The 26,207-nt window shown below is 39.0% G+C and carries 30 protein-coding genes; 10 read left to right on the top strand and 20 right to left on the bottom strand.

The features are described 5' to 3' along the window. Positions 1-80: 80 nt before the first annotated feature. From cmk to MKX73_RS13300, 11 genes are all read right to left on the bottom strand, one after another. The gene (gene cmk, locus MKX73_RS13350; RefSeq protein ID WP_340717859.1) at positions 81-755 is read right to left on the bottom strand and encodes a (d)CMP kinase; all 675 of its coding nucleotides are present in this window, start codon (positions 753-755) and stop codon (positions 81-83) included. 320 nt (positions 756-1,075) lie between these two features. Continuing rightward, positions 1,076-1,729, bottom strand: a complete 654-nt coding sequence (locus tag MKX73_RS13345; RefSeq protein ID WP_340717858.1) for a flagellar brake protein — start codon at positions 1,727-1,729, stop codon at positions 1,076-1,078. A gap of 119 nt (positions 1,730-1,848) precedes the next feature. Next, positions 1,849-3,132 (bottom strand): PepSY1/2 domain-containing protein, encoded by a 1,284-nt coding sequence (locus tag MKX73_RS13340; RefSeq protein ID WP_340717857.1) that lies wholly within the window; start codon positions 3,130-3,132, stop codon positions 1,849-1,851. Between the two features lie 13 nt (positions 3,133-3,145). Beyond that, positions 3,146-3,934 carry a spore cortex-lytic enzyme gene (gene sleB, locus MKX73_RS13335; RefSeq protein WP_340717856.1) on the bottom strand — a complete coding sequence of 263 codons (789 nt, stop codon included), beginning with the start codon at positions 3,932-3,934 and terminating at the stop codon, positions 3,146-3,148. A gap of 161 nt (positions 3,935-4,095) precedes the next feature. Continuing rightward, on the bottom strand, positions 4,096-4,770 hold the full coding sequence (prsW, locus tag MKX73_RS13330; protein WP_340718901.1) for a glutamic-type intramembrane protease PrsW: 675 nt from the start codon (positions 4,768-4,770) through the stop codon (positions 4,096-4,098). A 128-nt stretch (positions 4,771-4,898) separates the two neighbouring features. Next, a complete protein-coding gene (locus tag MKX73_RS13325; protein WP_340718900.1) occupies positions 4,899-5,864 on the bottom strand; it encodes an asparaginase in 966 nt (321 codons plus the stop codon). Positions 5,865-5,876: 12 nt separating this feature from the next. Beyond that, positions 5,877-6,842: a YpdA family putative bacillithiol disulfide reductase gene (locus tag MKX73_RS13320; RefSeq protein WP_340717855.1), complete on the bottom strand. Its 966-nt coding sequence runs from the start codon at positions 6,840-6,842 to the stop codon at positions 5,877-5,879. A gap of 41 nt (positions 6,843-6,883) precedes the next feature. Further along, positions 6,884-7,642, bottom strand: a complete 759-nt coding sequence (locus MKX73_RS13315) for a metallophosphoesterase (RefSeq protein WP_340717854.1) — start codon at positions 7,640-7,642, stop codon at positions 6,884-6,886. A gap of 178 nt (positions 7,643-7,820) precedes the next feature. Then, positions 7,821-8,537, bottom strand: a complete 717-nt coding sequence (locus MKX73_RS13310) for a LysM peptidoglycan-binding domain-containing protein (RefSeq protein WP_340717853.1) — start codon at positions 8,535-8,537, stop codon at positions 7,821-7,823. Positions 8,538-8,618: 81 nt separating this feature from the next. Continuing rightward, positions 8,619-10,064 carry a RecQ family ATP-dependent DNA helicase gene (locus tag MKX73_RS13305; protein WP_340717852.1) on the bottom strand — a complete coding sequence of 482 codons (1,446 nt, stop codon included), beginning with the start codon at positions 10,062-10,064 and terminating at the stop codon, positions 8,619-8,621. Continuing rightward, positions 10,061-11,101 (bottom strand): helix-turn-helix domain-containing protein, encoded by a 1,041-nt coding sequence (locus tag MKX73_RS13300; protein ID WP_340717851.1) that lies wholly within the window; start codon positions 11,099-11,101, stop codon positions 10,061-10,063. Before MKX73_RS13300 ends, MKX73_RS13305 begins: the two co-directional genes overlap by 4 nt. A gap of 102 nt (positions 11,102-11,203) precedes the next feature. Between MKX73_RS13300 and MKX73_RS13295 the strand changes: the two genes are divergently transcribed. The 5 genes from MKX73_RS13295 to MKX73_RS13275 all read left to right on the top strand — a co-directional run bounded on the left by MKX73_RS13295 (position 11,204) and on the right by MKX73_RS13275 (position 13,845). Further along, positions 11,204-11,452, top strand: coding sequence for a ferredoxin (locus MKX73_RS13295; RefSeq protein WP_008404945.1), 249 nt, complete (start codon positions 11,204-11,206; stop codon positions 11,450-11,452). A 140-nt stretch (positions 11,453-11,592) separates the two neighbouring features. Continuing rightward, positions 11,593-12,369 carry an enoyl-ACP reductase FabI gene (locus MKX73_RS13290; protein ID WP_079525816.1) on the top strand — a complete coding sequence of 259 codons (777 nt, stop codon included), beginning with the start codon at positions 11,593-11,595 and terminating at the stop codon, positions 12,367-12,369. 85 nt (positions 12,370-12,454) lie between these two features. Then, a complete protein-coding gene (locus tag MKX73_RS13285) occupies positions 12,455-12,730 on the top strand; it encodes an excalibur calcium-binding domain-containing protein (protein WP_340717850.1) in 276 nt (91 codons plus the stop codon). 14 nt (positions 12,731-12,744) lie between these two features. After that, positions 12,745-13,443: a glycerophosphodiester phosphodiesterase gene (locus tag MKX73_RS13280; RefSeq protein ID WP_340717849.1), complete on the top strand. Its 699-nt coding sequence runs from the start codon at positions 12,745-12,747 to the stop codon at positions 13,441-13,443. A gap of 219 nt (positions 13,444-13,662) precedes the next feature. Continuing rightward, positions 13,663-13,845, top strand: a complete 183-nt coding sequence (locus MKX73_RS13275) for a hypothetical protein (RefSeq protein ID WP_254865311.1) — start codon at positions 13,663-13,665, stop codon at positions 13,843-13,845. Positions 13,846-13,985: 140 nt separating this feature from the next. Here the strand turns inward: MKX73_RS13275 and MKX73_RS13270 are convergent, their stop codons facing one another. Next, positions 13,986-14,186, bottom strand: a complete 201-nt coding sequence (locus tag MKX73_RS13270) for a cold-shock protein (RefSeq protein ID WP_008404960.1) — start codon at positions 14,184-14,186, stop codon at positions 13,986-13,988. A 350-nt stretch (positions 14,187-14,536) separates the two neighbouring features. Here MKX73_RS13270 and MKX73_RS13265 point away from each other — a divergent pair, with 350 nt between their 5' ends. Continuing rightward, a complete protein-coding gene (locus tag MKX73_RS13265) occupies positions 14,537-15,100 on the top strand; it encodes a nitroreductase family protein (protein WP_340717848.1) in 564 nt (187 codons plus the stop codon). 89 nt (positions 15,101-15,189) lie between these two features. Here the strand turns inward: MKX73_RS13265 and MKX73_RS13260 are convergent, their stop codons facing one another. Beyond that, positions 15,190-15,603 (bottom strand): MarR family winged helix-turn-helix transcriptional regulator, encoded by a 414-nt coding sequence (locus MKX73_RS13260; RefSeq protein WP_340717847.1) that lies wholly within the window; start codon positions 15,601-15,603, stop codon positions 15,190-15,192. A 173-nt stretch (positions 15,604-15,776) separates the two neighbouring features. Here MKX73_RS13260 and MKX73_RS13255 point away from each other — a divergent pair, with 173 nt between their 5' ends. Next, positions 15,777-16,280 carry a CarD family transcriptional regulator gene (locus MKX73_RS13255; RefSeq protein WP_340717846.1) on the top strand — a complete coding sequence of 168 codons (504 nt, stop codon included), beginning with the start codon at positions 15,777-15,779 and terminating at the stop codon, positions 16,278-16,280. Positions 16,281-16,565: 285 nt separating this feature from the next. Then, entirely contained in the window at positions 16,566-17,075 is a 510-nt protein-coding gene (locus tag MKX73_RS13250) for a DUF3231 family protein (RefSeq protein WP_340718899.1), read from the top strand. 101 nt (positions 17,076-17,176) lie between these two features. Here MKX73_RS13250 and MKX73_RS13245 read toward each other — a convergent pair whose 3' ends face one another. Genes MKX73_RS13245 through MKX73_RS13235 form a run of 3 tightly spaced genes read right to left on the bottom strand, consistent with a single transcriptional unit; the run spans position 17,177 to position 20,445 of the window. Next, complete coding sequence (locus MKX73_RS13245; RefSeq protein WP_340717845.1) at positions 17,177-18,088, bottom strand: ABC transporter ATP-binding protein; 912 nt, start codon at positions 18,086-18,088, stop codon at positions 17,177-17,179. 15 nt (positions 18,089-18,103) lie between these two features. Further along, a complete protein-coding gene (locus tag MKX73_RS13240) occupies positions 18,104-19,318 on the bottom strand; it encodes an ABC transporter permease (protein ID WP_340717844.1) in 1,215 nt (404 codons plus the stop codon). Positions 19,319-19,329: 11 nt separating this feature from the next. After that, entirely contained in the window at positions 19,330-20,445 is a 1,116-nt protein-coding gene (locus MKX73_RS13235; protein WP_340717843.1) for an ABC transporter, read from the bottom strand. Between the two features lie 379 nt (positions 20,446-20,824). On the opposite strand from MKX73_RS13235, the gene MKX73_RS13230 reads away from it, so the two are divergent. Beyond that, positions 20,825-21,001: an aspartyl-phosphate phosphatase Spo0E family protein gene (locus MKX73_RS13230; RefSeq protein ID WP_340718898.1), complete on the top strand. Its 177-nt coding sequence runs from the start codon at positions 20,825-20,827 to the stop codon at positions 20,999-21,001. Positions 21,002-21,185: 184 nt separating this feature from the next. On the opposite strand, the gene MKX73_RS13225 is transcribed toward MKX73_RS13230, so the two are convergent. The 3 genes from MKX73_RS13225 to MKX73_RS13215 form a co-directional block, all read right to left on the bottom strand. Continuing rightward, positions 21,186-21,602 carry a VOC family protein gene (locus MKX73_RS13225; RefSeq protein WP_445783314.1) on the bottom strand — a complete coding sequence of 139 codons (417 nt, stop codon included), beginning with the start codon at positions 21,600-21,602 and terminating at the stop codon, positions 21,186-21,188. Positions 21,603-21,720: 118 nt separating this feature from the next. Beyond that, positions 21,721-23,067, bottom strand: a complete 1,347-nt coding sequence (gene glnA, locus MKX73_RS13220; RefSeq protein ID WP_340718897.1) for a type I glutamate--ammonia ligase — start codon at positions 23,065-23,067, stop codon at positions 21,721-21,723. A gap of 40 nt (positions 23,068-23,107) precedes the next feature. After that, positions 23,108-23,503 (bottom strand): MerR family transcriptional regulator, encoded by a 396-nt coding sequence (locus MKX73_RS13215; protein ID WP_008408113.1) that lies wholly within the window; start codon positions 23,501-23,503, stop codon positions 23,108-23,110. A gap of 319 nt (positions 23,504-23,822) precedes the next feature. On the opposite strand from MKX73_RS13215, the gene MKX73_RS13210 reads away from it, so the two are divergent. Continuing rightward, positions 23,823-24,680 carry a YitT family protein gene (locus MKX73_RS13210; RefSeq protein ID WP_340717841.1) on the top strand — a complete coding sequence of 286 codons (858 nt, stop codon included), beginning with the start codon at positions 23,823-23,825 and terminating at the stop codon, positions 24,678-24,680. Between the two features lie 53 nt (positions 24,681-24,733). Here MKX73_RS13210 and brnQ read toward each other — a convergent pair whose 3' ends face one another. After that, a complete protein-coding gene (brnQ, locus tag MKX73_RS13205; RefSeq protein WP_340718896.1) occupies positions 24,734-26,086 on the bottom strand; it encodes a branched-chain amino acid transport system II carrier protein in 1,353 nt (450 codons plus the stop codon). Between the last annotated feature and the right edge of the window lie 121 nt (positions 26,087-26,207).

Here is a 26,207-nt window from a genome sequence, read left to right as displayed (position 1 = left end):
TATTCGATAAGTTCTACAAAGACAAAAAATAACCCTTTATTTTCAGAAATTTCGTACGTTAGCTTCATTTTTTAATAGCGTCACTGCATTTTCTGCTGCGCTAATTTCAAAATTTCCTGCGCTGCTTCATCAATTGATAAATGCGTCGTATCCAAAAATAAAGCATCTTCTGCTTGGATGAGCGGTGAAGCTTCACGTTCACTATCAAGCTTGTCCCGCAACGCAATTTCCTTCTGTAATGTTTCGATTGTTGAAGGAATGCCGCGGCGTTCATTATCCAGGAAGCGTCGATGTGCACGTTCTTCTACTGTTGCAGACATATAGATTTTAAGCTCTGCATCTTTTAATACATGTGTTGCAATATCACGCCCGTCCATGACAACTCCGCCTTCCGCAGCCAGCTTTTGCTGCATCGCCACGAGGATTTCACGAATATTGGCATGTGCCGCAACTTCTGAAACATTTGCCGTAACTTCATTTGAACGAATCGCCTGTGACACATCTTGTCCATCTACAAAAACGAGTTGTCCCTGCTCCGACGGTTTTAATGTAATCGCCGTTTCCTGAAGCATTTTCTCAATCGCTTCTGCGTCATGTAATTGTATGTTTTCTTTCATCGCTTTATACGTCACTGCCCGATACATTGCACCTGTGTCGATATATGTAAATCGAAGTGCTTCGGCTACAATTTTTGCAATGGTACTTTTCCCTGCACCTGCAGGACCATCAATTGCAATTTGAATTTTTTTCATCATAATTAACACCCTACTTTCCGTTTGCTATTGTATCATAACCGAAAAAAATTTTACCTTCTTTACGCCATATTTTTTTTTAAAGCTGCCCTTTCATCACATTCGTTTCACTTATTTAAAACAGGCTGCTACTTCATGCAAAAATGCCATTTTTCCCGGAGAAAAAATGGCATTTTTTTGCTGTGCGTGAAAATCGATTTCCATTCCGGGACGCTTTCCGCGGGCGTGGCCTGAGCCTGTAGTCTCAGGCGTCACGCTTTTCCCGCTGGAGTCGCCCTGCATTCCAATCAATTTTACAAATTATCCGTTTTTTATTTAAGCGCTTATAATTCATTCATTTCTTTTTTGCGGATCATTACTTGTCGTTCGAAGCAGAATCGGACAATTTGCTGCTTATCATAATCATCCGTATCCGTGAAATTCAGTGATGCCATCTTCATTTCATTACGTTCGAACATGTTTACGACTCTTGCAACTGTTTCGACGTAGCGAATTTCACCGTTTACAAACGGCAGGACGACAAAAGCCTTAACTGTATCGCCTTCAGTAAAATTAACCGGTGACTTAATATGAATCAATGTTCCCCCGGCACTAATGTCTTCAGCCGCAAACTGAAATTTCTGTCCGTCATGTTCAACAGCAATATCTACAGGGGTTTCTACACGAACATATTCGCGGCGCTGAATTTTAATAAATTCTTCAGCAGCTGGACACGCAAGCAGTATCGTCTGAACATTGCCGCCTTTACGTCCTAAAACCTCTGTATTAAAGCAGTAGCTTTCTTTTTTTTCATTAATGAAGGTTGCACGGAATTGTGCACCATCTATTAAAAAAGCGATTTTTTTAGTTGCCGTATTAATTGGATAATCGATAAAAATCATATTGTCCTGTCGATCGACAACACGACATTTAAATTTTTCGATTTTTTCCGTATAGGTTGGCTCCAGCGTTAGTTGCGTTCCAATTTTTAGTTCCATTTGCCTCTCCCCATAAGAAATTATTGATACTTTATTATCTCATGGGAATGTAAATATGGCTATATTTTTACAGTTATTTTTATTGGACCTAGCCCCTTCTACATGGCTTCTACATGGCTCTAGAACACTTTTTCGTTTTTAATTACTTCATGTGTTTCCGCATCGATGACAACACGATAAGTATCCTGTGCCTTGTTGTCGAGCCTTGCTATAACTTCATAGCATTTTCGAAGTTCCAGATTGCCATTGCCCGTATAAATTTTTTGCACTTGTTCTACACCTACATGATCTGCAAAAAATTTATCCCAGTCTATCGGCACTTCGCTTTGCTCTTTAATTTTTTCTTCCTGAATATATTCCATTGCGTTGACACCCAAAATTTCAGCGTTATCCTTCGCAATTTTCACTTGAATACTATCCGGGTAAATTAAAGCCTCATCTTCGCCATACACTCTTGTAAATACAAGATGCCACGCTTCATGGTTTTCACGTGATTCGGATAGCTTCACATCCGTGTATCCGACATCATTCATAAAGGTTTTGGCCGTATTCAGAATTTCTTCATGTGAACGAGCATCCTTTTTAACCGGCCGTTCGAGCAGGAAGGAAAGAAGGTGGCCGCCATTTTCTGTTATGTCGGCGTAGCCGATTTTGGAGCCGTGGATAAATTGAATATGGTAAAACGGATATGGTGCATCATCACTGCTTTTTGTCACCGTCACAATTGAATCGTCAATATTCGGGAAAAATTTCTTGAATTTTTTAATGGCTTCGCTTTTCGTGATTTTTTTATCCTTTAAATGTTGTAATTCCCGCTTTTTTTCATAGTCCGATTCACTCGCCGTTAACGGAAAATCCGTTTCGTTATATGTTTTTAATTGTTTGGATACGTTCATAAATGGCGAGTCTTTAAGATTGGTCGTATGATTCGTTGACCATTTTCTTAAATCTCCATCGTTTTCATAAAATGCGACTGTCGCAACATTCCATTCCTCTGCAAATGCATGTAAATTGGAAGCAACCGTCTTCATTTTATTGCGCCAATTTTCGTAGTCTCCTGTAACGGCCGCTTGTTTGGCATTATCGCCGATTTTTCCTAAATAACGCATCCATTCATTTTGTACTTCAGCCTGAATCGGCAAATTCGCGACCGTTTTTCTTAAATCACTGCTCATCCGCCAGATGGAATCCAATTCATTATTTAAAGCTTTTTCGTCCTGAAATAGCAATGATTGTTCCACCGTTGTATGCAGCATCGACAATTTTTCAGTCGCTGCCGAAAGATCCCTTGATTGGGTAGCATAAACAGCTCGCTCCAAATCCTTATTTTGTGTAAATAGATCAAAGGAAACAAAGGCTAATATGACAACAAATAAACCTAATAAATATGCAAATTTTTTCATGTTTTACCCCCGCTTATAAGCAGAAAATATGCTCACCAATTTGTTTGATTTGAGGTCTAGACCAAATCCATTTACTTGTCGCTGTAACAGGATTAAAGTAATACAAAGCATTCTCGGATGGGTCCCAGCCGTTTATCGCATCCAGCACAGCCTGTTTGGCACGTTCATTTGGAGTAAGCCAAATCTGGCCGTCCGCGACAGCTGTGAAAGCTAACGGTTGGAAAATAATTTCCGAAATCGTATCCGGAAATTCCGGGGACTCCAGACGGTTCAAAATTACGGCAGCAACAGCAACCTGTCCTTCATACGGTTCTCCTCGTGCTTCCCCGTATACGGCATTCGCTAAAATTTGCAAGTCCTGCTCTGTGTAGCCTGGCGGAAGCTGCATGGAGGTTGTAGTATTTGCGCTTTTACCGCCATTCCCGCCTTTTTTCACCTGTTTTTCCAATGCGACTCCGCCATAATACGTGAAGCTGTTGCCTTCATTGATCTGTTTATGAACCCATGCTTTATCGAAATCCGTATTATTCACGAGCTTTTCCTTCGTCGCTCTTCCGGCAATCCCGTCTACAGGAAGCCCGTACTGCTCCTGGAAATTACGAAGCGCCCAATACGTTCCGTAACCAAATTTCCCGTCAATTTCTCCATTATAGAAGCTTAAATATTGTAGTCGTGCCTGTAACTCAATTACATCGTCACCAAATGCACCTCGTTGCACATCCTGACCTGAAAATGCAAATGTATGACTCACAAAACTACTTGATATAATGATTACGAACAAGACGATTTTTTTCACTGACATTTCCACTCCTTTTTCAGTAGGATGGAGATAATTGAAAAGTTTATACATTGTAAAATTGCTTTTTTCTGTACATAGAGAATATTTTCATCACTTATTTTGAGCTTGCTAATTCGTTTTTACATAGAAAAAAGGTTTGCTACAATAATATTTGTAGCAAACCTTTATAAATGATTACTGCGGGATAGATGTTCTATCAGGTGTTCGTGTGCCTGTTTGACTTTGCGTAATGCAAACGTCCATAAAAACAGCATAAACGGAAGCATCACATACAAAAAGTATTCTTCTAGCATTATAATTGAATTATACATAATATGAAGACCTACAGGGGCAAAGAGGGCAAGCGCAATGTATTTCTTCTGTATTTCATCACTTGAAAACTTCCCTTTTCCGTAATAGTAACCCATTACTACACCGAACAGCGCATGACTCGATACCGGTAATAACGCACGCATGAACGCGTGATCAATTCCGAAAGATAATAAATAGAGGACGTTTTCCACCGTTGCAAATCCTAAAGAAACAGCTGCACCATACAAAATACCGTCATAAGGATCGTCAAACTCGATATGACGTAAAATTACGGCCAAAATAATGAGCCATTTTACGAATTCTTCTAATGAACTGGTAAATACTGCATTGATAAAGAAAGGATTCGAAAATGTCTGTTCTTCTTTGATGACAAATTGTATAAATAAAACGGGGAATGTTATAACCCCACCATATATGAAAGAATGCATTAGTGTACGCCGTGGTTCGGTATCCATCTCATTGCGTAAATAAAAGTAGCTTAAAAGGGCTAAACCCGGCGCAATCGCTGCTGATAAAAGTATAAACATCATGCCGGCTCCTTTCGATTCTCGACTCTTAATTAGTATAGCACTATTTTTTTCACAACAGTGCAGCATACCCAATATTTGTCTAGAAAATATAAAAACTCGGCTAATTATCCGCCGAGTTTTTATATTTAATGCATAAATGTTTCAAAATCCGTATTGCCGTTCGCTATCATCAACAGGAGCTTCAGGCGTGCTTTCTTCGGATCAAAGTCCCCGCCCATAATGACACCGGTATCTTTCAAGTAATTCGCGCTGCTGTAATAATCGTATGTCGGGAAAACTCGTCCTTCTTCGGTCGATGTCGTTAATACGACTTTCGTTCCTTTTTGACAAAGCTTTTCAATCGCGCCCATCATTTTCGGGGCAACCTGACCTCGGCCTGCACCGACCAGCACCACACCTTCAACATTTGCTTCGTAGAGAGCATCCAGAATAACGGAACTTGCTCCTAAATAGGCAAACACAATTTCAACTGCAGGATAGCTTTCTTTTATTTCATATACTTCTCTATGTGTCGGCTTCTGGTAAATGATGACCTCATCATTATCGATGAAGCCAAGCATTCCGTAACCAATTGAACCAAAACCGTTAATGCTTGAAGAGTGCATTTTTTTCACGTATTTGGAATGGATGATTTTTTCATTAAAGACAACGCACACCCCGATATTTTTTGCCTCTTCATCGGAAGCGACCAACAAGGAGTTACGCAGATTGGAATATACATCCGTCCCAATATCACCAGGTGATTTTTGCGAACCGGTTACAATAACCGGACGTTCGTCATGTATTGTCAGTTCCAAAAAGTAGGCCGTCTCCTCCAAACTGTCTGTACCATGTGTAATGACAATCCCGCTCACCGTCGGATCTTCAAAGACATTTTTGACCGTTTGATTCAATAAATTTAAATTTTCAAATGTCATATGCATTGAAGGAATCTGATAGAGATCAATCAGTTCGATATCCATCTCATTTTCAAGCTGGCACATCGACAAAATGGCCTGTCCATCCAGCTTGCCGGACTCCAATTTGTTTTTCTTATTTCGTGTACTTGCAATCGTTCCACCCGTTGTAATCAGCACTACTTTTTTCTTCACCATATTCACCCCTTATGTAGTTTGACGAGCAATTTTTTGAGCGATCATATTCCCATGAAAGCGGCCGTTTTCTATAAAGATTTCATTTGCATTATTTCCTGCCGCAATGACACCGGCAATAAATAAGTTTTCTACATTTGTTTCCATTGTATCGGGATCGAATGTCGGTCTTCCTGTTTGTTCATCAATCTCAACACCCATTTCACGGATGAAGCGATGATCAGGGTGATAACCGGTCATTGCAAATACGACATCATTGGCGATTGTTTTTTGTTGACCTTCGATTTCGACAATAACTTCGCTTTCTTTGATTTCTTTTATTTCTGTATTGAAATGCATTGTAATTTCGCCTTCTCTGACAAGACCTAAAAATTCCGGCAATACCCACGGCTTGATGCTCGGAGAATAATCATTGCCCCGATAGATGACCGTCACATGGGCACCTGCTTTATTAAGCTCCAATGCTGCATCGATTGCAGAGTTTTTACCGCCGATTACAAGCACTTTCAAATCGAAGAACGGGTGTCCCTCTTTAAAATAATGATGCACTTTCGGCAGACTTTCCCCTGGTATATTCAAATAGTTCGGATGATCGTAATAGCCTGTTGCAATGACTACATATGGTGTTTCATAGCTGTCTTTATCAGTTTGCACATGAAACAAACCATCCGTTTTTTTAACACTTTTCACTGTTTCAAAACGATTGACTTGAAGGTTTTTTGCCTTCACTACTTCGCGATAATAGACAAGCGCCTGATTGCGTTTCGGTTTTCGTTGTTCAATAATGAATGGCACATCACCGATTGCCAGCTTTTCACTCGTACTAAAAAAAGTCTGATGTGTCGGATAATTGTAAATCGCATTGACAATATTACCTTTTTCGATAATGACCGGCGACAATCCGATATTTTGTAGTTCAATCGCTGCAGCTAATCCACAAGGACCTCCACCAACAATGATCGCTTCTACCTTTTGCATACTAACATCTCCTTATTCCAATTCCTGTAAACCTTATTTCCTCAATTCAATTCACCTTGTTCAAATTTAATTGTAATAAGATGACTTTCCGGCTTGGCGCAGAGTCGCAACGGGACAAGTGTCGTACCATATCCGTTACTGACAAGTTCATAGCGGTTTTTGATTTTTTTAAAATATCCGTGTGGCTGTAATCCAAATTTCCCGAGGCGGATTTGCCCGCCATGTAGATGTGCCCCAATACTGAGCAGCGGCTGAAACTGCCTATGTACTTTGCCGAATAACTCCGGATTATGCGCAATGAAAATTGTATTCTTTTCTTCACATTGCCCGAGTGCACGCTGGATATTCTGTTCTCCCGGACGATATGAAACCGCGCTCACAGACAAATTATTTTTGCTTTTGAGCCTGATCGACCTATTCTCTATAATATGAATTTGATGTTCTTCCAGCAGATTCCGCAGTTTTTGATCCCCAAATTCGATATCATTGTTCCCCCATATAAAATAGGTAGGGCCCAGTTTTTTGAGCATGCGTATATTATGCAGAACTGTTTCTTCGGAAGTCCGACGATCAACAAAATCTCCCCCTATGAGAACAGCCTCTATATTCTGATCAATCGAATCAATCATCGACTCATTAATTTTCCGCGCATGTGTATCCGATATAAAATACAGACGGATTGTTTCATTCTCGCCATTCGCTTTCACTTCATGTGACCGGATATTATTTTCATGTGCTTCTTTGTACATATAGAGAAGCACTGAAATACAGGCGATTCCGATAATACTTATTATGACCATACACGGTCCCCCAATTCAAAAAAGACTAATTATACAATAGCCCGATTAATGTTTTGATAACCATTAATCTAACCTAGTATTTACTAAGTTTCTAAAATAACAAATTTCTTTCATAAAGAAAAAGACGAGAGCCGGAACGGTTCGTCTTTTTACTAGTCGTTATACAAAATAGAAAAAATTATGGAACAATTACCAATACTTGCCCTGTTGCAATACTGTCGGATGATAAATTATTGGCAGCTTTTATTTTATTAACATATTCAGGACCACCATTACCGTAGTACTTTAATGCAATGCGGTATAAATTGTCAGTCGATTGTACAGTATGTGTTTTTTGCTGTGCTTTAGCCGCTTCCTGAGCAGCTTTTTTCTTCGCTTCCTGCTCTTTCGCTTTAGCCGCTGCTATCTTCTGGGCTTCTTCCGCCTTTTTTATTTCCGCAGCTTCTTTTTCCGCTTTTTCTTTGGCGATTCGCGCTTCCGCTTTTTTCGCTTCTTCAGCCGCTAATTTTTCTTTTTCTGCTTTAGCTTTAGCCTCATCCACTTCGGCCGTATTGTCAGCATTTGTTTCTTCTTTTTCTTCGTCTTCGTCAGTAGCAGCTGGTTGTGTTTTCGGATCCTGTTTTTGAATCTCCACTACTAAGTCATCCTTCTTATCCACATTTACGTTTTCACTGGCAGATGTGTTCGGCTCATAGATTAACCATACATAAGCTAGAATAACTAATGGAATAAAAATTAAGACAACTGTTAACACCGTCATAATTGGATTTGTTTGTTTTTTTCCGTTTTTCTTTCGATGTCGGCTAACACGTGACATTTTTGTACCTGACTCGTTATGTAGGTCAATCTCTTGACGATGCTCCTCTACCTTTTCCCGGTAATCTTCTTTTGTCATGGCCTGCACCCCTCCAACTACTAAAAATTATAACTTTATTATGACCAATTTCTACATAAAAGTAAACGGTTCGATAGTAGATTAAGAGTTTATTAACAATATTTTCTTGAGGCGATGTTGCCAATTTGTCATTTTAATCATAGTTTTTGAAGTATCTCTCTCTTCTATTAGTTCAGTCAGTTTGATTCCACAATTGGAACAGCAATTCTCCTTCTGCTTCGTTAACTGCTGACCAAAGTACTGAACGACTTGCTTCCTCATACATTCTGTACCTTCTATAAGCTTTAAAACAAGCTGCACTTCTTCAAATTTCTTAATCTGTAAATTCAGCATCCGGCTCTTTACTTCATCGGCCGATTCGCGTGCCAGCCAATAACTTAACACCCGGAAAACCACCTCCGACATTTCTCCGTTTGCAAGTAATGACTGTGGCTGTGCCCCGGCAGCCATCACTTCCGTGAAGCGGTCCACATGTATGTTTTTCGGCAAATCTTCTGACGAGATAAATTTTGCAAATTGCTCATCACCATCACAATATAGTAAAAAGGCAACTGCTTTTTTGCCATCGCGACCTGCCCGTCCAATTTCCTGCATATAATTCGACAACGTTGCAGGCATTGTTTCATGAATGACTTGTCGGACGTTCTCTTTATGGACACCCATACCAAATGCATTTGTCGCAACAATCCATTCAAGCTGACCTGCCAAAAATTGCTGCTGTATAAATTGGCGGTCCTGTGCTTCCTTCCCGGCATGATAAGCGGCCGCCGAAATATTTTGCTGTAGAAGCTGCAAACTGATTGACTCTGCTTTTGAGCGCGATTGTGTATAAATGATGCCCGGGCCTTCTGTATTTTTAACATGTTCAATTATCCATTCAAGCTTTTCATCACGTTCTGAGAACAGTTTTTTCACTAAATGAATATTTTCCCTGTTTACAGCGTGCATATAGCAAAAAGGTGAATTCATTTTTAAATAGGATTGAATATCCGCCAAAACCGTATCTGTTGCTGTCGCTGATAACGCAAGGATAGGCGGACGCTGCGATTCCGATAATATTTCGCCGATCCGTAAATAGTCCGGACGAAAATCGAATCCCCACTGTGAAATACAATGTGCTTCATCCGCAACAATTAAGGAAAGTTCCATCCCCTGAATTCTCGCCTTTACTTGCGGCTGCAACAGCATTTCCGGTGATACGAAAATAAACCGGTACTCTTCCAAATAGTGAAGGGCATATCTTTTCTGATCTGGGGTTAAAAAGGAATTCAATGCCACAACCCGTTTTTCCCCCATTTGCTTTAACTGATCGACCTGGTCTTGCATGAGCGATAGAAGCGGCGACACAATAAGAACCGGTTTTTGAAATAAATAGCCCGGCAGCTGGTAACAAAGGGATTTCCCCATGCCGGTCGGTAAAATGGCCACAACATCTTTGCCGGCCATAATATTATTAATGATTTCTTCTTGTCCCGGCCGGAATGCATCATAGCCGAAATATTGCTTTAAGGCACTTTGTAGATTCATGTCGGTGTCGCTCCTTTCGCCAATGTTAGCCGAAGTTGGAAATAGCTTAGCTGCGGCATTAGCTCCTTCAATGTTTTTAATCGTTTCGTATCATAGTCTACAACTGCATCCAAAATTTGTCGCTGTTCTTCACTTGTTACAAATGGATCGATGGAAAAGTTCGGTTCATTCATCGCAAGTTCGACAATATGATCTTCAATCGTACTCATTTTTAATCGACGGATATGACTGATTTCTTCCAATGTTCTTCCTGCCCTGTATAACTGTGCGGTTGCGTTTGCCGAAGCAGTCAGCACTACTTCCACACGTATGTTCTGCATAATTTCATTTAATATCGGGTATTTTAATTTTTCACGGTACAATTCGTTCAGCCAAGTATGCAATGCACTTATGTAATGCAGTTGAACATCCATTTCCTGCATATTATAGCCGAATGCCAGCTGCTGCCACGTAAATCCAGGTTCATTATAGCCGGTTAATCGATACATAAGTATATCTTTCATGTTTTCTTCAATTGAAAGTTCAGATAAACTTGCCGTGATTTCGGTGTAAATCGCCTGTTGCAGCAAACCGTTCTGATAATGGTGACGCACTAAAAATTGACGTACCCATTGCTGTGTCTGTTCGTTTTTTTCAATCGGAATAAATGCTTTTTTATGATGGAGGTGATGTGACAGACTTTGAATAATAAGTGAAAGCCTGCCGAAAAACATATGCTCATTGCCACGGTAATGCCAGCCGTCAAAAGATAGAGGCACAGGTTGTGAGGCAAGTTGTTTTCCTTGTTCGGTCATTGTATAAAAACCGTTTTCCTCTATTATAATAATATTCTTGGCAAACAAGAGATCTATTTGCTCATCAAATTTATGACGAGTCAGTTTTGGGAGCAGCCCAAAGTAGGAATATAAATTAAAGAGACCCACATCATGTATTGTCTGCCCTGACCGCTTCCCTTTCAATAAATGATAGGCGGCGGAAACAGTGCGTTCCTGTTGAAAAGTATGTAAAATTTTTAAAAGAATTTGTCGGATTAGCATATCAAATCCCTCATTTTCGTAGTATTAGGTTGAAAAGTGCCGAAAACACCATTAGAATAAGTAAGAGCTTTATGGAAACGAACGGATAAAGGAGAGGTAACAATGCCAAAATATACTATCGTAGATAAAGATACTTGTATCGCATGTGGCGCTTGTGGCGCTGCTGCACCGGATATTTATGATTATGATGATGAAGGAATCGCTTTCGTTATTTTAGATGATAACATGGGTACTGCTGAAGTTCCAGAAGATCTACTAGAAGATATGCAGGATGCATTTGAAGGCTGTCCAACAGACTCTATTAAAGTTGCAGATGAAACATTTGACGGCGACTCATTAAAATTCGAATAGTATACAAAAATACGAAACGATTCCTTTTAAAGGGTCGTTTTTTATTTTGCTCTTTTTTCATTGCGCATCTATAATCGAGATGTTATAGTTAATATTAGTAGTAGGTACTAATATTAACTAATCATTTTAGGGGTGTCGTTATGGATTTATTGCAATTAAAAGGGAAAAATATTGTCGTTATGGGTGTTGCCAATGAGCGCAGTATTGCTTGGGGCATCGCAAAACGACTATTTGATGTTGGAGCAAATGTAATTTTCACATATCGTAAAGAACGTTCAAAAGGAAAAATCGAAAAGCTTTTAACAAATTACGAAGAGCACAATGCAACGGTTATAGAATGTGATGTTAACAGCGATGAAAGCATCGAAAAAGCATTCAATCAAATCGGTGAGCAATTTAAAGTAATCCATGGCATTATCCACTCGGTTGCCTTCGCACATGCCGAAGACCTGCACAACCGATTCGTCGAAACAACACGCGACGGCTATGCCTTTGCACAAGATACAAGTGCCTATTCGCTGATCGCTGTAACAAAAGCGGCAAAACCTTATATGACAGAAGGCGGTTCTATTGTAACGATGTCTTATTTAGGTGCACAGCGCGTTCTTGACGGCTACAATGTAATGGGCGTTGCGAAAGCAGCACTCGAAGCTTCAATGCGTTATTTGGCAGCCGATGTCGGTGCGGATAATATTCGTGTAAATGCCATTTCTGCCGGTGCCATTCGTACATTGGCAGCAAAAGGTGTACCAAGCTTCAATCAGATTCTGCATAAAATTGAAGAAACATCTCCGTTAAAACGCAACACAAATCAGGAAGAAGTAGCTGACATGACAATTGTGATGTTAAGCCACCTATCCCGCGGTGTGACAGGCGAAACGATTTATATCGACAGCGGTTATAATATTATGGGTTAGTCCAAAGCGAATTCACTACCTCCCTTGTGAATTCGCTTTTTTATATGGTAAAATACTGGAAAATACTGTTTATGGAGGTTTTTAAATGAAAAAGTATATTTCAGGTTTATTAATGGGAGCTGTTTTAATAAGCGGTTTCTCGTTTACGGCAATAGAAGCAGAGGCGGCTACAAAAACAAAAGCAGTTGCCTATAAAAATTGTACGGATTTAAATAAAGTCTACAAAGGCGGCGTTGCGAAAGACGCGAAAACAACGAACAAAGGCGGCAAAACAAAATATAAACCTTTCGTTTCAGCCGAGCTTTACAAATTAAATGTGAAAAGCGACCGCGATAAAGACGGGATTGCTTGCGAAAAATAGGAGAAGTGAATGAAATGAAGATTCTCGCTCACCGTGGATACAGTGCCAACTATCCCGAAAATACGATGATCGCTTTTCAGGAAGCCGCAAAGATGGATATTTGGGGAGTTGAATTTGATGTCCATTTAACAAAGGACAACCAGTTAGTCGTTATTCATGATGAATCAATTGACCGTACATCAACAGGTAAAGGCTATGTGAAGGATATGACACTGGAAGAGCTGCGGGCATTCGATTATGGCTCATGGTTCGCACCGGAGTTTGCAGGTCAGAAAATACCGACATTAGCGGAAACTTTGGCTATTTTTAAATCCACCCCTTTCCACATCAATATCGAGATTAAGTCGGATATTTTTGAGTATCCCGGCATTGAAGCGCTCATTGCCAACGAGATTCATGTCTTTAACTTAGAGGACCGTGTCATTATTTCTTCATTCAATCATGAAAGCATTACGCGTTTCCAGCAGATTATGCCAAATGTGAAAACTGCACTGCTATTCTCATCGCTAATTGTAAACCTGGAGGAATATGTAAAGATGCTTGGTGCTGATGCGATCCATATCCCCTATTACTACGGGATGCGCTCCATTGTTCAGCAAGCGATTAGGAACGGAATGACCGTCAGAACTTATACAGTAAATAATACAAGAGTAGCCCGGCAACTCGAATCGCTTGGTATTGATGCCCTATTTTCCGATGTTGTTACCCTATAAGGATGCTAAAAAACTGTTTCAGAAGGACTCTTTTGAAACAGTTTTTTATGTAATATTTAGACAATTATTAGAAAAACGCTTTCAAAGAGCTAAAATCAGTTGAGTTCATTTTATCGTCAAACTTTAAAAATTATGTCCTTTTTCTAACCTATTCCCTTTGAAGTCAGACGTCTGTTTACTGTATATTAAAGGTAACAAAAAACAGATGCGGAGATGAAAATGATGAATACGGAAATTTTATCATATGTAGAAAAAATGGAAGCTGCAGTACTAAACGATTTAGTTACAACAGACTCTTCTGACTTATATGAAATCGCAGTTGAAATGATTGCAGAGCATAAAGATGCGTACAAAAATATTTGCCAAGCTTATGAAGTAGTTAAGCATAACTTAGTCGGCTAAGCCTTTAAAAATAAGCAAAATTAAGAGCAGTTCAAATTTACTCCCCATAAATTTGAACTGCTCTATTTTTTGTCTGAAAATACTCAAAAAAAGAGGGATCCTAATGAAAGGATCCCTCTTATATGGTTACATCATTAAAATTAAAGTTTTACGATGTTTGTAGCTTGTGGTCCACGTTGACCGTCTTCTACTGAAAACTCAACTTTTTGACCTTCTTCAAGAGTTTTGAAACCGTCACCTTGAATAGCTGAGAAGTGAGCGAATACGTCAGAACCGCCTTCAACTTCGATGAAACCGAAACCTTTTTCAGAGTTAAACCATTTTACTGTACCTTGTGTCATAATAAATGACCTCCAATTAATTAAATTTAATAAGATCGCAATTCTTCCAAAAGAAAAAAATTCACATATTACAAAAAGTACCAACTAAACCACGAAATACTTTTTGTAATAGGTGAATTTAATGTCTTGTAACTATCTCATTGACCTTAGTATATAGCAAAAAAATGGATTTGTCTACTATAAACTCAACTTTATCTGCTTTAACAATTATTTATGTGCAGACGTATACTTTCAGCACATTAGATAACTAAAAATCATTTACTTACTTTTTGTAAGCATTTTGTTTGCAATTATATTTTAGCGTTGGTTAATATAGGACATGTATTACATAGAACTAGGAGGATGTTTTCATGGTATTACAAGCAAAAAAATTTCGAACAGCAGAGCACGACATTTCCGAAGTATTTTTAAATCGTTGGTCACCACGTGCTTTTGCAGACACACCTGTTGCCGAAGATGTATTAAACCGTCTATTTGAAGCAGCGCGATGGGCACCTTCAGCAGGCAACAACCAGCCTTGGCGTTTTATTGTAGCAAAAACAGAATCGGATTTGGCAAAGTTCCATCCCGTTTTAATGGAAGGTAACTTAGTATGGGCAAAACGGGCACCTGTTTTAGTATTGGTTGTTTCCGACAATACAAAAGGCTCACATGAGTTTGATGCAGGAACAGCTTGGGGCTTCCTGTCACTTCAGGCAGCTAAAGAAGGTTTGATCACACATCCGATGAGCGGAATTTATAAAGATGTGGCAAAAGAGGCTTTTAACATTCCGGATACGTTTGATGTGCATTTAGCAATCGCAATCGGCTACAAAGGGGACAAAGAAATGCTGTCTCCCGAACTGCAGGCACGTGAAACCCCATCAGGTCGACGTCCGTTAAACGAAATTGTAATTGAAGGTTCATTTGAATAAGATTTAAAATATAATGAAGTAACCGCATGAAGGAGATGTACTTTCGTGCGGTTTTTCTGTGCCTTCATTTCGAAATTGTTTTATCGGATTTAAATTTTCAGAAGCGGCTTTTTGAGCATTTTAAACAGCAGTTCATATTCTTTATCCCCGATCGTGTTCCTTACCATCTTTTCTATTTCAAGCTCCATCTTTTTGCTTTCATTAAAAATAACGATTCCCTTTTCGGTTAAATGAGCCATCTTTTGAACTTTGGAGCCTTTTATTAATTCGGTTGTAATTAACTCTTTTTCTTGCAAGGAAGTCACAAATTTATGAACCCCTTGTTTCGAAATATCCAACTGTTTCACTAATTCAGGTACCGTTACATAGCCTTCATATATGTTTTTCAGAACATACCATTCCGAACTCGTTATATGAAGATCATTATTTTCGTTCCACATAATTTCTGCCTTTTGGCGTAACTGTTTATGTTGGCGATACAATAATTCTATAAAGTCAATCATTGCCTCTCCCCCTTTTTTCTAACATCTTATTCTTAAATAGTCTCAAGCATCATACTAAAGCTAATCTATTAATTCAAGTTCATGATACTAACCGGATATTTAAGTCAACTTAGTTGACTTAAATGATAAATTACCTTATTATTGAATGTATAACTTTTTCCGGAGGCGTATGTATGTATAAAATTGGTGACTTAACGTTCTATAAATCCCATGGTATTTGCCAGATTGAAAGTATTGTAGAACAGAACTTCACAGGTGAACCTATGCTTTACTATGTGATGCAATCAAAAATCAGACCGGGTGTAACGCTATATCATCCAGTAGAGAGCAAAAACTCACAACTCGAAAAAATATTAAGCTATGATGAAGCAGTAGAAATTATGGATTGTTTTTCGAATGAACCAAGTGAATGGAATGACCGCAGTACAAACCGTCAAAGAAATCACGCAGAAATTTTGAGTTCGAATAATCATCTGGAAGCTGCCCAGTTAATGAATACGCTCCTGCGAAAAGATCTGGAATTACAAAAAGATGAGAAAAAAATAACATCACAAGATTCACAAATTTTACAGCAACTCTCAACAATTATTTTTGATGTCTTGGAAATCGCGCTTAAAAAGCCAAAAGAAGCTATTGAAAAAGAAATTTACAAAAGAGTTCAGGGACCTGCTAACTGATTTTTAAAATTAGCTCCATTAACGAGTTGAAGTAAATCCGTTTGCTTCAACACTATTCGTTACTGATTGACTTACCTTTTTATACATAATAATGATATTTAAATTAGGCGCCTGCTATTTTAGCAAGTGTCTTTTTTTTGTTGTCAAAACCGAGCTTTTTACGTTCGCTTATTTCTCCACATCAAATGGTGAATCAAGTTTTTCAATTATGTATGAATTAAAACCATTTTAATGCTCATACTACCGTTGCATGAAATTCACCTAATTTAGAAAGGAAGTGTAATGATGGGAATTTTAACGGGTAACCCAAAAGATGAACCGTTACATTACGGAGAAGTTTTTAATATTTGGACAAGTTTGGCAACAGGTTACAGTATGATTGCCGGGTATCAGACATTTTATAATCATGCCGGTGACCAGGAACTGAAAAAAATTATTGAAGACTTTATACAATTTGCAAGAGATGAAGTTAAACAATTAGAAAAAATTCTTAAATTAAATGGAGTGGGACTTCCCCCTGCACCGCCGGAACGTCCTGAAGCACGGATCGAAAATATCCCGCCAGGGGCTAGATTCAATGACCCTGAAATTAGTGCCGCATTATCTGTAGATGTCGCTGCCGGTTTAGTGGCATGCAGCCAGGCTATGGGTATGACGATCAGAGAAGATATCGGTTTAATGTATGGTCAATTCCATACAGCAAAGGCACAACTTGGGGCAAAGTTATTGCGCCTAAATAAAGCAAAAGGCTGGCTAATCCCTCCACCATTGCATCTGCACCATCCATTGCATTGATGAAATAGTCAAATTCGATTTTACTATACTACATCATCCCCTTATTCATACGTTAAAAACGCCATTTCCTAAAAAAGAATGGCGTTTTTCGCTAGTTTTCTTTATACAACTTCATGATAATAAAGGGCATATAAATCATTCAATGTCACCTTACCGAATGCAAAATCCATTACATTGTTATCCACGAGAAATTCAGTCAGGTCGCTTAACAGTATTGGTTCCGAACTTGGGAGATGCAGCAGTGTCATATCTGTAACGAGTGTTTGCTGCTCAATTAGCGGATATTTTTCCTTCAGCAATGCTTTTACGGACTCCTCCATATTTTTCACCCGTACTGTTTTGATTTTTGCCTGGCTGAATCCTTCGATAATTTCATTCGTATCGACCAGTTTGCCCCCATTGAACAGGAAAATCCTGTCGGCATATTTTTCGAGATTATCGAGCAAGTGCGAAGCGATGATGATCATTTTCCCCTCGGCCTTTTTCTTCATTAAAATCCTCGAAATGACTTCAATATTATTCGGGTCGAGCCCGTTCATGACTTCGTCCATCATCATAATGTCTGTGTTCGCTACAATTTGCATCGCAAAACATAGACGCTGACGCATGCCGAGTGAATAAGTACCGGTTTTTTTATTTACATAATGGCCCATATTCAGCGCTTCAATTGTTTCGTCGATCAGTTTCGGATCGGACTTCCACATCGTTGCAAACATTTTCAAATGGGCACGTCCGCTTAAATGGTTATATAAATCGCTTTGATCCGGCATCATCGACACAAACTCGTGAATTTTCACCTCATTTGATTTACTAGAATAGCTTAGATTACCGTTAAACGATACTTTCCCGCTTGTCGGCTGCAAATAGTTCATTATGACATTCATCAAAGTAGATTTCCCGGTCCCGTTCGGCGCCACCAGCCCGATCATCTCGCCTTGTTCAAACTTGATTGAAATATCGTTCAGCACTTTTTTATCAGCAAACTGAACGGTAATATTTTCAATAGCAATCATTCATTGTCCCCCCCTTTATTTTATAAGTTTGAAACGTTTAATAAGTGAAATGAGCAGCGTAATCACCAATAGAACAACCGCACTTAGCGTCAATAACAGCAGGCCGTATTGATAATCTACATTCTCACTTCCTAAATAGTAGTTCTGATAACTGGACACCACTTTTCCGACATGGATATAAGTTGTCGGTACTTTTTCCACTTCCCAAAAATACCCGATACCGCGGCTCAGATAAAACTTTTCGCCAAAAATGACGAATAGTCCGGCCGCCAAGTTCACCATTTCTTGTCGGAACAGTACACTGCTTAAAACCACAACATTAATGATGACGATGAACCACAAAATCAAGAGTGATAAAGACCGGCCCAAAAACATGCCCAATGTCATCATATTAGCTAAATTCTCCTTCTCCAAAGGTATGAAAGCAAATACATACTCAGGAGATGGCAGTTTTAGATACCCGAAACCTGATTGAGTTCCGATGATTATAAAACCAATAAGTAAAGGAATAAATAAAGTGATACTGCCGATAAAAGCAACACCTGTTTTCACGAGCAGCTTCTTCCAATCGGCAATCGGAAAACCTTTCAGCACAGAAGGGTGACGACGATCCTTCGTCACAATATCGATCGCCAGTAATAAGGAACAAATAATTAATATTAAAGGAAGCGGGCCTTTCAGAAGTCGCTCAAACGTCTGCAATGCCGTACGCTGTTCAAACACACTAATCGACAACTCGTAATTCGCCTCATTAAAAGCACCGTACCGGTAATGCTGATCCATTGCATTTAGAGCACCTTCATTATTCGCAAATTCCCTGTCAGCCACATAATAACGGTCATTAAAGGAAAGGTGCTCATTATAAAAAGTCATATAGCTCATCTCAAAATACCAGAGGCTTGTTACTTCCGCATACTTTTTCAGGTCTTTTGCATCGAGCGCTTCCATTCTTGCCTTATCCATCGGGTTGATAGCAGAAAACTGATGATAGGCATCAACAGTAACCGGATGTACTTGCCACAAATCCCTCTTGTTTAAATCATCAATAAATTCCTGACGGGTTAAATAGCGGGCTTCTATTTCCTCCCGATCGACCTTTTCAATGGGCTCATAGGCAGGTGCGATCTTAAACGCATAAAATAACGCAGCAAATGCCAGCAGAAAATAGATCGCCAAGTTTTTCTTATTCGTAAAAAACTGTTTCAGTTCAAATTTAAAATATCCGTACATCTCTTTCCCCCCTAGGCCCTTTTAATTTTTCCTGTAGAGAAGAATGTTTTAATGACGAATAACATGATTAAAATACAAATACTCATAATCAGCAATCCGATATTCATCGTTACATTCACAGGACGCACTAAATCCAGCGGCATTCCATTTAAAATTTCATTGAAGTTCATAAAATGGAAAGGATTGTACGGGAACACACTTATAATCGAAGGGAAAATAACAGGTAAAAAGAATAAAATAAAATGCACAAACAATGTCAAATACATATTTTTCAGCAGTACATTTAAAATGATCGATAACAGCATGACAAATATCGAGATGACGAGCATGTAGACAATACATAACACAATATATTGCACGCTTGAAATCAATGCCGGCTCCCCTAAATAAACAGCCACTTTTTCGGAACTATCTCCCAACCCGTTGAATAACAACGGCGCCGCGCTGATAAAAATAAGCACAATAAACGCGATGACATACAAAAAGGCAATGATACATTTAGATATCACATAATGGTCAAATCTAACCGGGTAGCCTTTAATCATACTTGAATGCTCAAAATCATCCAGTAAAATCAAACTTGTATAGAAACTTATGAATATGTACCAGCCAACTCCTATTAAACTAAAGAAATACATCAGAAACGGTATGTAATGAGATATGTCACTAATCATATTTTTGCCCGACTCGTACATCGTTCTAAAATATAAGTAATTCATTGAATTTTGAAACTTGGTCGGCAGCAAGTCCTTCACTTTTTCGTACTCATCCATATCAAACGCTTGTTGCCGCAGCTCAGCGATTCTATAGGAAGCCTCATAATACATCGGATAGTTTTCTACAGTTAATGAAGCGATCTGTAAAGCGACGGCACTTTTCTGCTGGGTCAGATTTTTAAATAAATCACTGCCATCCCCGTCCCTTGAGGCATCTTGAACTTGGAACTTGGCTAATACAGCACGAGAACTATAGTAATCGCCCCTTTTTTCATTGAGCTGATCCCCTACTGACTGCGCCTTAATAAAAAACATACATCCGAACACAATGACGATTACTGCGAGTAACGCAACAATATTTTTTCGGTTGGAGCGTTCGATTAGTAATCCAACTTTTAATGCCTGCAACATGGTGAAATCCCCCTCCCCCTTCTATATATCGACATTGAAAACGGTTACAAACTTTAATTTCGATTTATCGGGTACTTTATTAGAATAATCTATCAATTAATAATTTTCAAACTAAAAGGTAAATTTTCAAATTACAGGAAAATAACTCCCTTTACATCAACACCTGTCTTTAACTATTCCTTTTCATAATTGAAGTCAAGTTGAGATAAAATTATTTTTGTATAATGTACCTATTTTTTACAAATTTATGAACTTTTTATTTCTACCACGATTCGACAGGTTATTGTTATTTAATAGGTTACGATGAATAGGCGCTGTTTTGTTAAACTCGAAAATAGTAAAACGGCGTAATACTTCAGAAAGGAATTCAAATTTAGCAATGAGATTTTTATTTTTCAAAAAAATATTTAGGCTAAGATTGAGAATAAGAATTGAATCTAAAAGAAAAGACATGTACAAAAAAGCAAATGACCTCGGATTCACACACCCTGAAGTAGTACATTGCAGCCAAGAATTGGATGATTTACTTAATAAGTATTCGGATACTGCTGCATAAAATAGAGAGAATACATAAATAATGCTGTCCGGGTTCGTAGCATGGACCTGCCATATTTATGTTTTATTTATGTAAAGCGTTGGAGCATACAGCCCCAACGCTTTCTTTTTATCCATTAATTTAATGACACGTCCCCGTAATATGAAAATAGCGCAGGTTTTGTTCCTATATAGTTTGCCACTTATTAAATCCCCTCTGTGTTCATCAATACGATACGCCAGCCGTCGGGGTCAGCAATCGTCACACCTCTATCTTCCCAATACGGGTTTTCCGGAGGCACCTCATGGTATCCCATACTGGCAAGTCGAGACTTTACTGCTTGAATTTGTTCGGCATCCGGCATATAAAACACGAGCAAATTATCTTCCGTTGGTGCCGGACATGGACTTCCGTTAATATGTTCAGTAAATTCCAGATGATACGATGCATCCGGCAAGCCAATCATAATACCAGTATATCCCCGATGCCCTTTAAAGCCGCCAAGCTTTTTAAGACCAACCCCTTCACAATAAAAGCGTTCAATCTGTTCTATTTGATCTGTCGGCCGTGCGATACGAAATTGCGCTATAAGTAATGTTTCTGTCCACTGTTTCAAATACATCCCCTCCTTCTTTCATTTTAGAAGGAAAGGAAGGAAAAAACTGTACAACATTCGGATGAAATAAAGATCACTATATATCGAAAAAAACGTTGGAGCCAACAGCCCCAACGCTTTTCTCTTAGTACATCTTCATATATTGGTCGCGTTCCCACTGGTGTACAGATGTGCGGAACATATCAAACTCCACTTCTTTTGCTTCTTTGAAGTTTGCATAAATATGTTCACCTAACGCATCGATGATTACTTCATCTTTCGCTAAAGTAGCTAATGCTGCATCCAATGAACCTGGTAAACTTGCAATACCGTAAGCTGCACGTTCTTCAGCATTCATCACATAAATGTTACGGTCAACCGGTGCTGGTGGCTCGATTTCATTTTTCACGCCATCCAGTCCTGCTGCCAAAATTACAGCCATTGCTAAGTACGGGTTTGCAGATGGGTCAACCGAACGTAATTCGATACGTGTTGATAGACCACGAGATTCCGGAATACGTACTAATGGTGAACGGTTTTTAGGTGACCACGCCACATAACAAGGTGCTTCATAGCCTGGCACTAAACGTTTGTATGAGTTGATCGTCGGATTTGTCACCGCTGTAAATCCTTGAACGTGTTTTAATACGCCTGCTAAGAAATGTTTTGCCGTTTTTGATAACTGCAAGTCTTCCCCTTCATCCCAGAATGCATTTTTGCTGCCTTGGAATAAAGATAAGTTGAAGTGCATTCCTGAACCGTTCACACCGAATAATGGTTTTGGCATAAATGTCGCATGTAAGCCATGTTTACGCGCAATTGTTTTTACAACTAACTTGAACGTTTGAATATTATCGCACGCTTCTACCGCGTTGGCATATTTGAAGTCAATTTCATGTTGACCCGGCGCTACTTCATGGTGTGACGCTTCAATTTCGAAGCCCATTTCCTCAAGCTCCAATACGATATCGCGACGGCAGTTTTCCCCTAAATCTGTCGGTGCCAAGTCGAAGTAGCCACCATCATCATTTAATTCTAACGTCGGATTGCCTTTTTCATCTAATTTAAATAAGAAGAATTCCGGCTCAGGTCCTAAGTTAAAGCTTGTGAAACCTAAGTCTTCCATTTCTTTCAGCATTCTTTTTAAGTTTGAACGGGGATCCCCTTCAAAAGGAGAGCCATCCGGACGTGCGATGTCACAGATCAATCGGGCAACTTTCCCTTTTTCTGCAGTCCATGGGAAAATCATGAATGTATCTAAATCCGGACGCAGATACATGTCAGATTCTTCAATACGCACGAAACCTTCAATTGAAGAACCGTCAAACATCATTTTGTTATCCAGCGCTTTATCTAACTGACTTACGGGAATTTCAACGTTTTTGATAGTTCCTAAAATATCAGTAAATTGCAGACGAATAAATTTTACATTTTTATCTGCCACAATTTTTTTAATGCTTTCTTTTGTCGCTTTGCTTGTTCCATTCACCATTACATTTGCCATACTTCAACACTCTCCTTTTTAGTTGGTCCTACTCAGTTTTATATTGAAAGAAACGCGATAAATCGCCTTGACGTAGTGACGTCTTTTGCATGCGCTGTGCCTGCAGCATTTCTTCACGCAATATCGTCCGCAATTCTGTATCTGTCACGCGTACTACGTCAGGTTTCTTTACATACTCTTTCGATCTCATTGCAAATACCTTTTTCACACCCGCCATATTAATGCCCTGGTCGAGTAACTCCCTTATTTCCAGCAATGCATCAATATCATCAAGAGAAAACATTCTTCGATTCCCTTCTGATCTGGCAGGGACGATTAATTCATGTTCTTCATAATAACGAATTTGTCTGGCCGTTAATTCAGTCAATTGCATTACCATGCTAATGGGTAGTAACGGCATCGCTCTTCGAAATTCTCGACTCATTATCTCGCCTCCCTCTTCTTACCATTTACTTTAAACCAATGTAACATCCACTGTCAATCTAATGTTATAAAAACTAACATATGATTTTTAGAACGATTTAATCGCATAATTCGAACATTTCCTTAAATGGTTTTTTTAACCGATGTTATCTTTCTGGACATATCTCATAATAAGATGACGTAAAATTTTACTACCAGAAATTACTACATGATTTAATTTCATTTTTTCTGCAAAAAAATTGGTTAATTTACTCGTTGAAAAGTCACCCGGCCCAAATTGATGTATAATTATTACCATGCAAGTTTAGGGGGAATTTTTTATGGCGAAGCAAAACATCGCAAAGTCAATCGGACAAAAAATCATCGTTATTATCGGAGGTTTAATCGCCGCTTACGGATTAGAAGCTGTATTAATACCTAATAACGTATCGGATGGCGGAATCACGGGGATCAGTATCGTTATTTCTCAAATAACGCCACTATCATTAGGCATGCTGATCGCCTTATTGAACATCCCGTTTATTTATTTAGGATATAAACAAATCGGAAAAACCTTCGCAATCAATTCAGTTATCGGAATTGCTTCATTAGCAATCGGTACTTCACTTATGCACCATGTACCAACTATTATTTCTGGCGATGCATTGCTTATTACAGTTGTTGGGGGGATCATCTTAGGTGTCGGTATGGGGTTAGCCCTTCGTAATGGTGGGGCTCTTGATGGAATAGACATGCTTGCCGTATTACTATCGAGAAAATTACCTTTTGGTACAAGTGATCTCATTCTATTTTTAAACTTTTTCGTTTTCATCATTGTATCGTTTGTATTCGGCTTCAAAGGGGCTCTTCTATCAGCGATCGCTTATTATATCGCATCAAAAGTTATTATAATTGTTGAAGAAGGACTTAGTGGTTCCAAAACTTATAAAATTATTACAAAAGATCCGCTTACAATGGTCGAAACCATCCGGGACCGTCTGGGACGTAGCGCAACTTTCAGTACTGTACACGGTGCTTATTCCCATCAGGAATTCCAGGAAATCACATGTGTAATTAACCGGATGGAAGAAAGCAAAATTAAAGGTATTATTCGGGAAATCGATCCGAATGCCTTTGTGACAGTATATGAAGTAGTTGAGGTTAAAGGTGGAAGCTTCAAAAAGCAGAATATCCACTAAAACAGAAAAATGGTTGTGTGAAAGGAAATTTTTCCTTTCACACAACCATTTTTTTAATTCGTATTTACCTCACTGCTGTGATGCGGTATACATAATCCGATAACCGCTCCTACTACCGCCGGAACAATCCAGCCTAGACCAATGGAGTATAGCGGTAAGTAATCGGCGTAAAACGTAGAAATAGAAGACAGCATACCCACTTCAAATGCCGGTACACTTCCGATCAACGCATTATACCCATCAATTATACTAATAAAGAATACGAGTAAAATTGCCCCCGCAAATACAGGCTTTTTGTAGTTAAATAGCGGTCCTGCAAGCGCCAGTATAATTAACACAATTGCCAGCGGGTAAAGGAACATCAATACTGGAATTGCATATGTAATAATATTCGTTAACCCAAAGTTCGCAATGATAAACGATACAACACATAGCGCCACTACAAATGTTTTATAACTGACTTTCGGAAACACTTCATGGAAAAATTCACTGCATGAAGTGATGAGCCCGATACTCGTTTTCAAACAGGCAAGGACAATAATAATCGCCAACAAAATTGCGCCGTATGAACCGAAGTAATGATCAGCTACTGCAGCAAAAATTTGTCCTCCATTATCAAATGTTCCTATTGCCGTTACACTTGATGCCCCCATATAAGCAATCAGCCCGTATATCAGCATCATCAGTGCCATTGCAAAAATACCTGATTTCCAAGTCGCTTTTGCAATTTCCTTCTTATCTGTAATCCCCGTCCGCTTTATCGCATTGATGACAACAATACCGAACGCAAGAGAAGCAAGCGCATCCATCGTATTATAGCCTTCTTTAAAACCTGTCATAAACGACTCGCTAATATAGGTTCCGGCAGGTTCAACGAATTTCCCCATCGGAGAAAACAGACTAATTCCGATTAATACAAATAAAAAGATTAAAAATGCCGGCGTTAGGTACTTGCCGATAATGTCCATTATTTTCGCCGGATTTAACGAAAAGTAAAAAACAACCGCGAAGAATATAAAACTGAACACCGCAAGCCACAATGTCGTCTGCGAAGGATCGATAAACGGTTCAAATCCAACAACAAACGGTACTGTTGCTGTACGCGGGATTGCAAAAAATGGTCCGATCGTCAAGTAAAGCGCCAATGCAAAAAACAAACCAAACATTGGATGTACTTTACTTGCCAAATCACGCAATCCATTACTACCCGACAATCCGATTGCCAGAATTCCTAAAAACGGCAAACCAATTGCCGTAACTAAAAAGCCAATTAGCGCAAACCAATAGTTCGTCCCTGCCAATTGCCCCATCTGAATCGGAAATATTAAATTTCCTGCTCCAAAAAACATCCCAAACAGCATCGTTCCGATCACTGCATAGGTTGAAAATGGTATTTTCTTGTCCATCATATTCTCTCCTAAGATGTCATTTCATGGTGTTATAATGAAACGTCCAAATTTTCTTAACAATGTACAATATCATATCAGCACTATAACAGAATGACAATAGTAATAGTAAATATAAAAG

This window comes from Solibacillus sp. FSL W7-1436, from assembly GCF_038007305.1.
Classification (GTDB): Bacteria; Bacillota; Bacilli; order Bacillales_A; family Planococcaceae; genus Solibacillus.
This window is presented reverse-complemented; position numbering and strand designations above follow the sequence as displayed.

What these genes read in the sequence shown, in the direction of transcription:
- MKX73_RS13240 (WP_340717844.1), bottom strand. Translation starts at nt 19,318, where the DNA reads ATGTACGGATATTTTAAATTTGAACTGAAACAGTTTTTTACGAATAAG.
- MKX73_RS13340 (WP_340717857.1), bottom strand. Translation starts at nt 3,132, where the DNA reads ATGAAAAAATTTGCATATTTATTAGGTTTATTTGTTGTCATATTAGCC.
- MKX73_RS13215 (WP_008408113.1), bottom strand. Translation starts at nt 23,503, where the DNA reads ATGAGTCGAGAATTTCGAAGAGCGATGCCGTTACTACCCATTAGCATG.
- prsW (WP_340718901.1), bottom strand. Translation starts at nt 4,770, where the DNA reads ATGTTTATACTTTTATCAGCAGCGATTGCGCCGGGTTTAGCCCTTTTA.
- MKX73_RS13270 (WP_008404960.1), bottom strand. Translation starts at nt 14,186, where the DNA reads ATGACACAAGGTACAGTAAAATGGTTTAACTCTGAAAAAGGTTTCGGT.
- MKX73_RS13230 (WP_340718898.1), top strand. Translation starts at nt 20,825, where the DNA reads ATGAGATTTTTATTTTTCAAAAAAATATTTAGGCTAAGATTGAGAATA.
- MKX73_RS13210 (WP_340717841.1), top strand. Translation starts at nt 23,823, where the DNA reads ATGGCGAAGCAAAACATCGCAAAGTCAATCGGACAAAAAATCATCGTT.
- MKX73_RS13260 (WP_340717847.1), bottom strand. Translation starts at nt 15,603, where the DNA reads ATGATTGACTTTATAGAATTATTGTATCGCCAACATAAACAGTTACGC.
- MKX73_RS13320 (WP_340717855.1), bottom strand. Translation starts at nt 6,842, where the DNA reads ATGCAAAAGGTAGAAGCGATCATTGTTGGTGGAGGTCCTTGTGGATTA.
- cmk (WP_340717859.1), bottom strand. Translation starts at nt 755, where the DNA reads ATGATGAAAAAAATTCAAATTGCAATTGATGGTCCTGCAGGTGCAGGG.
- MKX73_RS13245 (WP_340717845.1), bottom strand. Translation starts at nt 18,088, where the DNA reads ATGATTGCTATTGAAAATATTACCGTTCAGTTTGCTGATAAAAAAGTG.
- MKX73_RS13235 (WP_340717843.1), bottom strand. Translation starts at nt 20,445, where the DNA reads ATGTTGCAGGCATTAAAAGTTGGATTACTAATCGAACGCTCCAACCGA.
- MKX73_RS13290 (WP_079525816.1), top strand. Translation starts at nt 11,593, where the DNA reads ATGGATTTATTGCAATTAAAAGGGAAAAATATTGTCGTTATGGGTGTT.
- brnQ (WP_340718896.1), bottom strand. Translation starts at nt 26,086, where the DNA reads ATGGACAAGAAAATACCATTTTCAACCTATGCAGTGATCGGAACGATG.
- MKX73_RS13275 (WP_254865311.1), top strand. Translation starts at nt 13,663, where the DNA reads ATGATGAATACGGAAATTTTATCATATGTAGAAAAAATGGAAGCTGCA.
- MKX73_RS13300 (WP_340717851.1), bottom strand. Translation starts at nt 11,101, where the DNA reads ATGCTAATCCGACAAATTCTTTTAAAAATTTTACATACTTTTCAACAG.
- MKX73_RS13285 (WP_340717850.1), top strand. Translation starts at nt 12,455, where the DNA reads ATGAAAAAGTATATTTCAGGTTTATTAATGGGAGCTGTTTTAATAAGC.
- MKX73_RS13315 (WP_340717854.1), bottom strand. Translation starts at nt 7,642, where the DNA reads ATGGTCATAATAAGTATTATCGGAATCGCCTGTATTTCAGTGCTTCTC.
- MKX73_RS13310 (WP_340717853.1), bottom strand. Translation starts at nt 8,537, where the DNA reads ATGACAAAAGAAGATTACCGGGAAAAGGTAGAGGAGCATCGTCAAGAG.
- sleB (WP_340717856.1), bottom strand. Translation starts at nt 3,934, where the DNA reads ATGTCAGTGAAAAAAATCGTCTTGTTCGTAATCATTATATCAAGTAGT.
- MKX73_RS13295 (WP_008404945.1), top strand. Translation starts at nt 11,204, where the DNA reads ATGCCAAAATATACTATCGTAGATAAAGATACTTGTATCGCATGTGGC.
- MKX73_RS13305 (WP_340717852.1), bottom strand. Translation starts at nt 10,064, where the DNA reads ATGAATCTACAAAGTGCCTTAAAGCAATATTTCGGCTATGATGCATTC.
- MKX73_RS13255 (WP_340717846.1), top strand. Translation starts at nt 15,777, where the DNA reads ATGTATAAAATTGGTGACTTAACGTTCTATAAATCCCATGGTATTTGC.
- glnA (WP_340718897.1), bottom strand. Translation starts at nt 23,067, where the DNA reads ATGGTGAATGGAACAAGCAAAGCGACAAAAGAAAGCATTAAAAAAATT.
- MKX73_RS13345 (WP_340717858.1), bottom strand. Translation starts at nt 1,729, where the DNA reads ATGGAACTAAAAATTGGAACGCAACTAACGCTGGAGCCAACCTATACG.
- MKX73_RS13280 (WP_340717849.1), top strand. Translation starts at nt 12,745, where the DNA reads ATGAAGATTCTCGCTCACCGTGGATACAGTGCCAACTATCCCGAAAAT.
- MKX73_RS13265 (WP_340717848.1), top strand. Translation starts at nt 14,537, where the DNA reads ATGGTATTACAAGCAAAAAAATTTCGAACAGCAGAGCACGACATTTCC.
- MKX73_RS13250 (WP_340718899.1), top strand. Translation starts at nt 16,566, where the DNA reads ATGGGAATTTTAACGGGTAACCCAAAAGATGAACCGTTACATTACGGA.
- MKX73_RS13225 (WP_445783314.1), bottom strand. Translation starts at nt 21,602, where the DNA reads ATGTATTTGAAACAGTGGACAGAAACATTACTTATAGCGCAATTTCGT.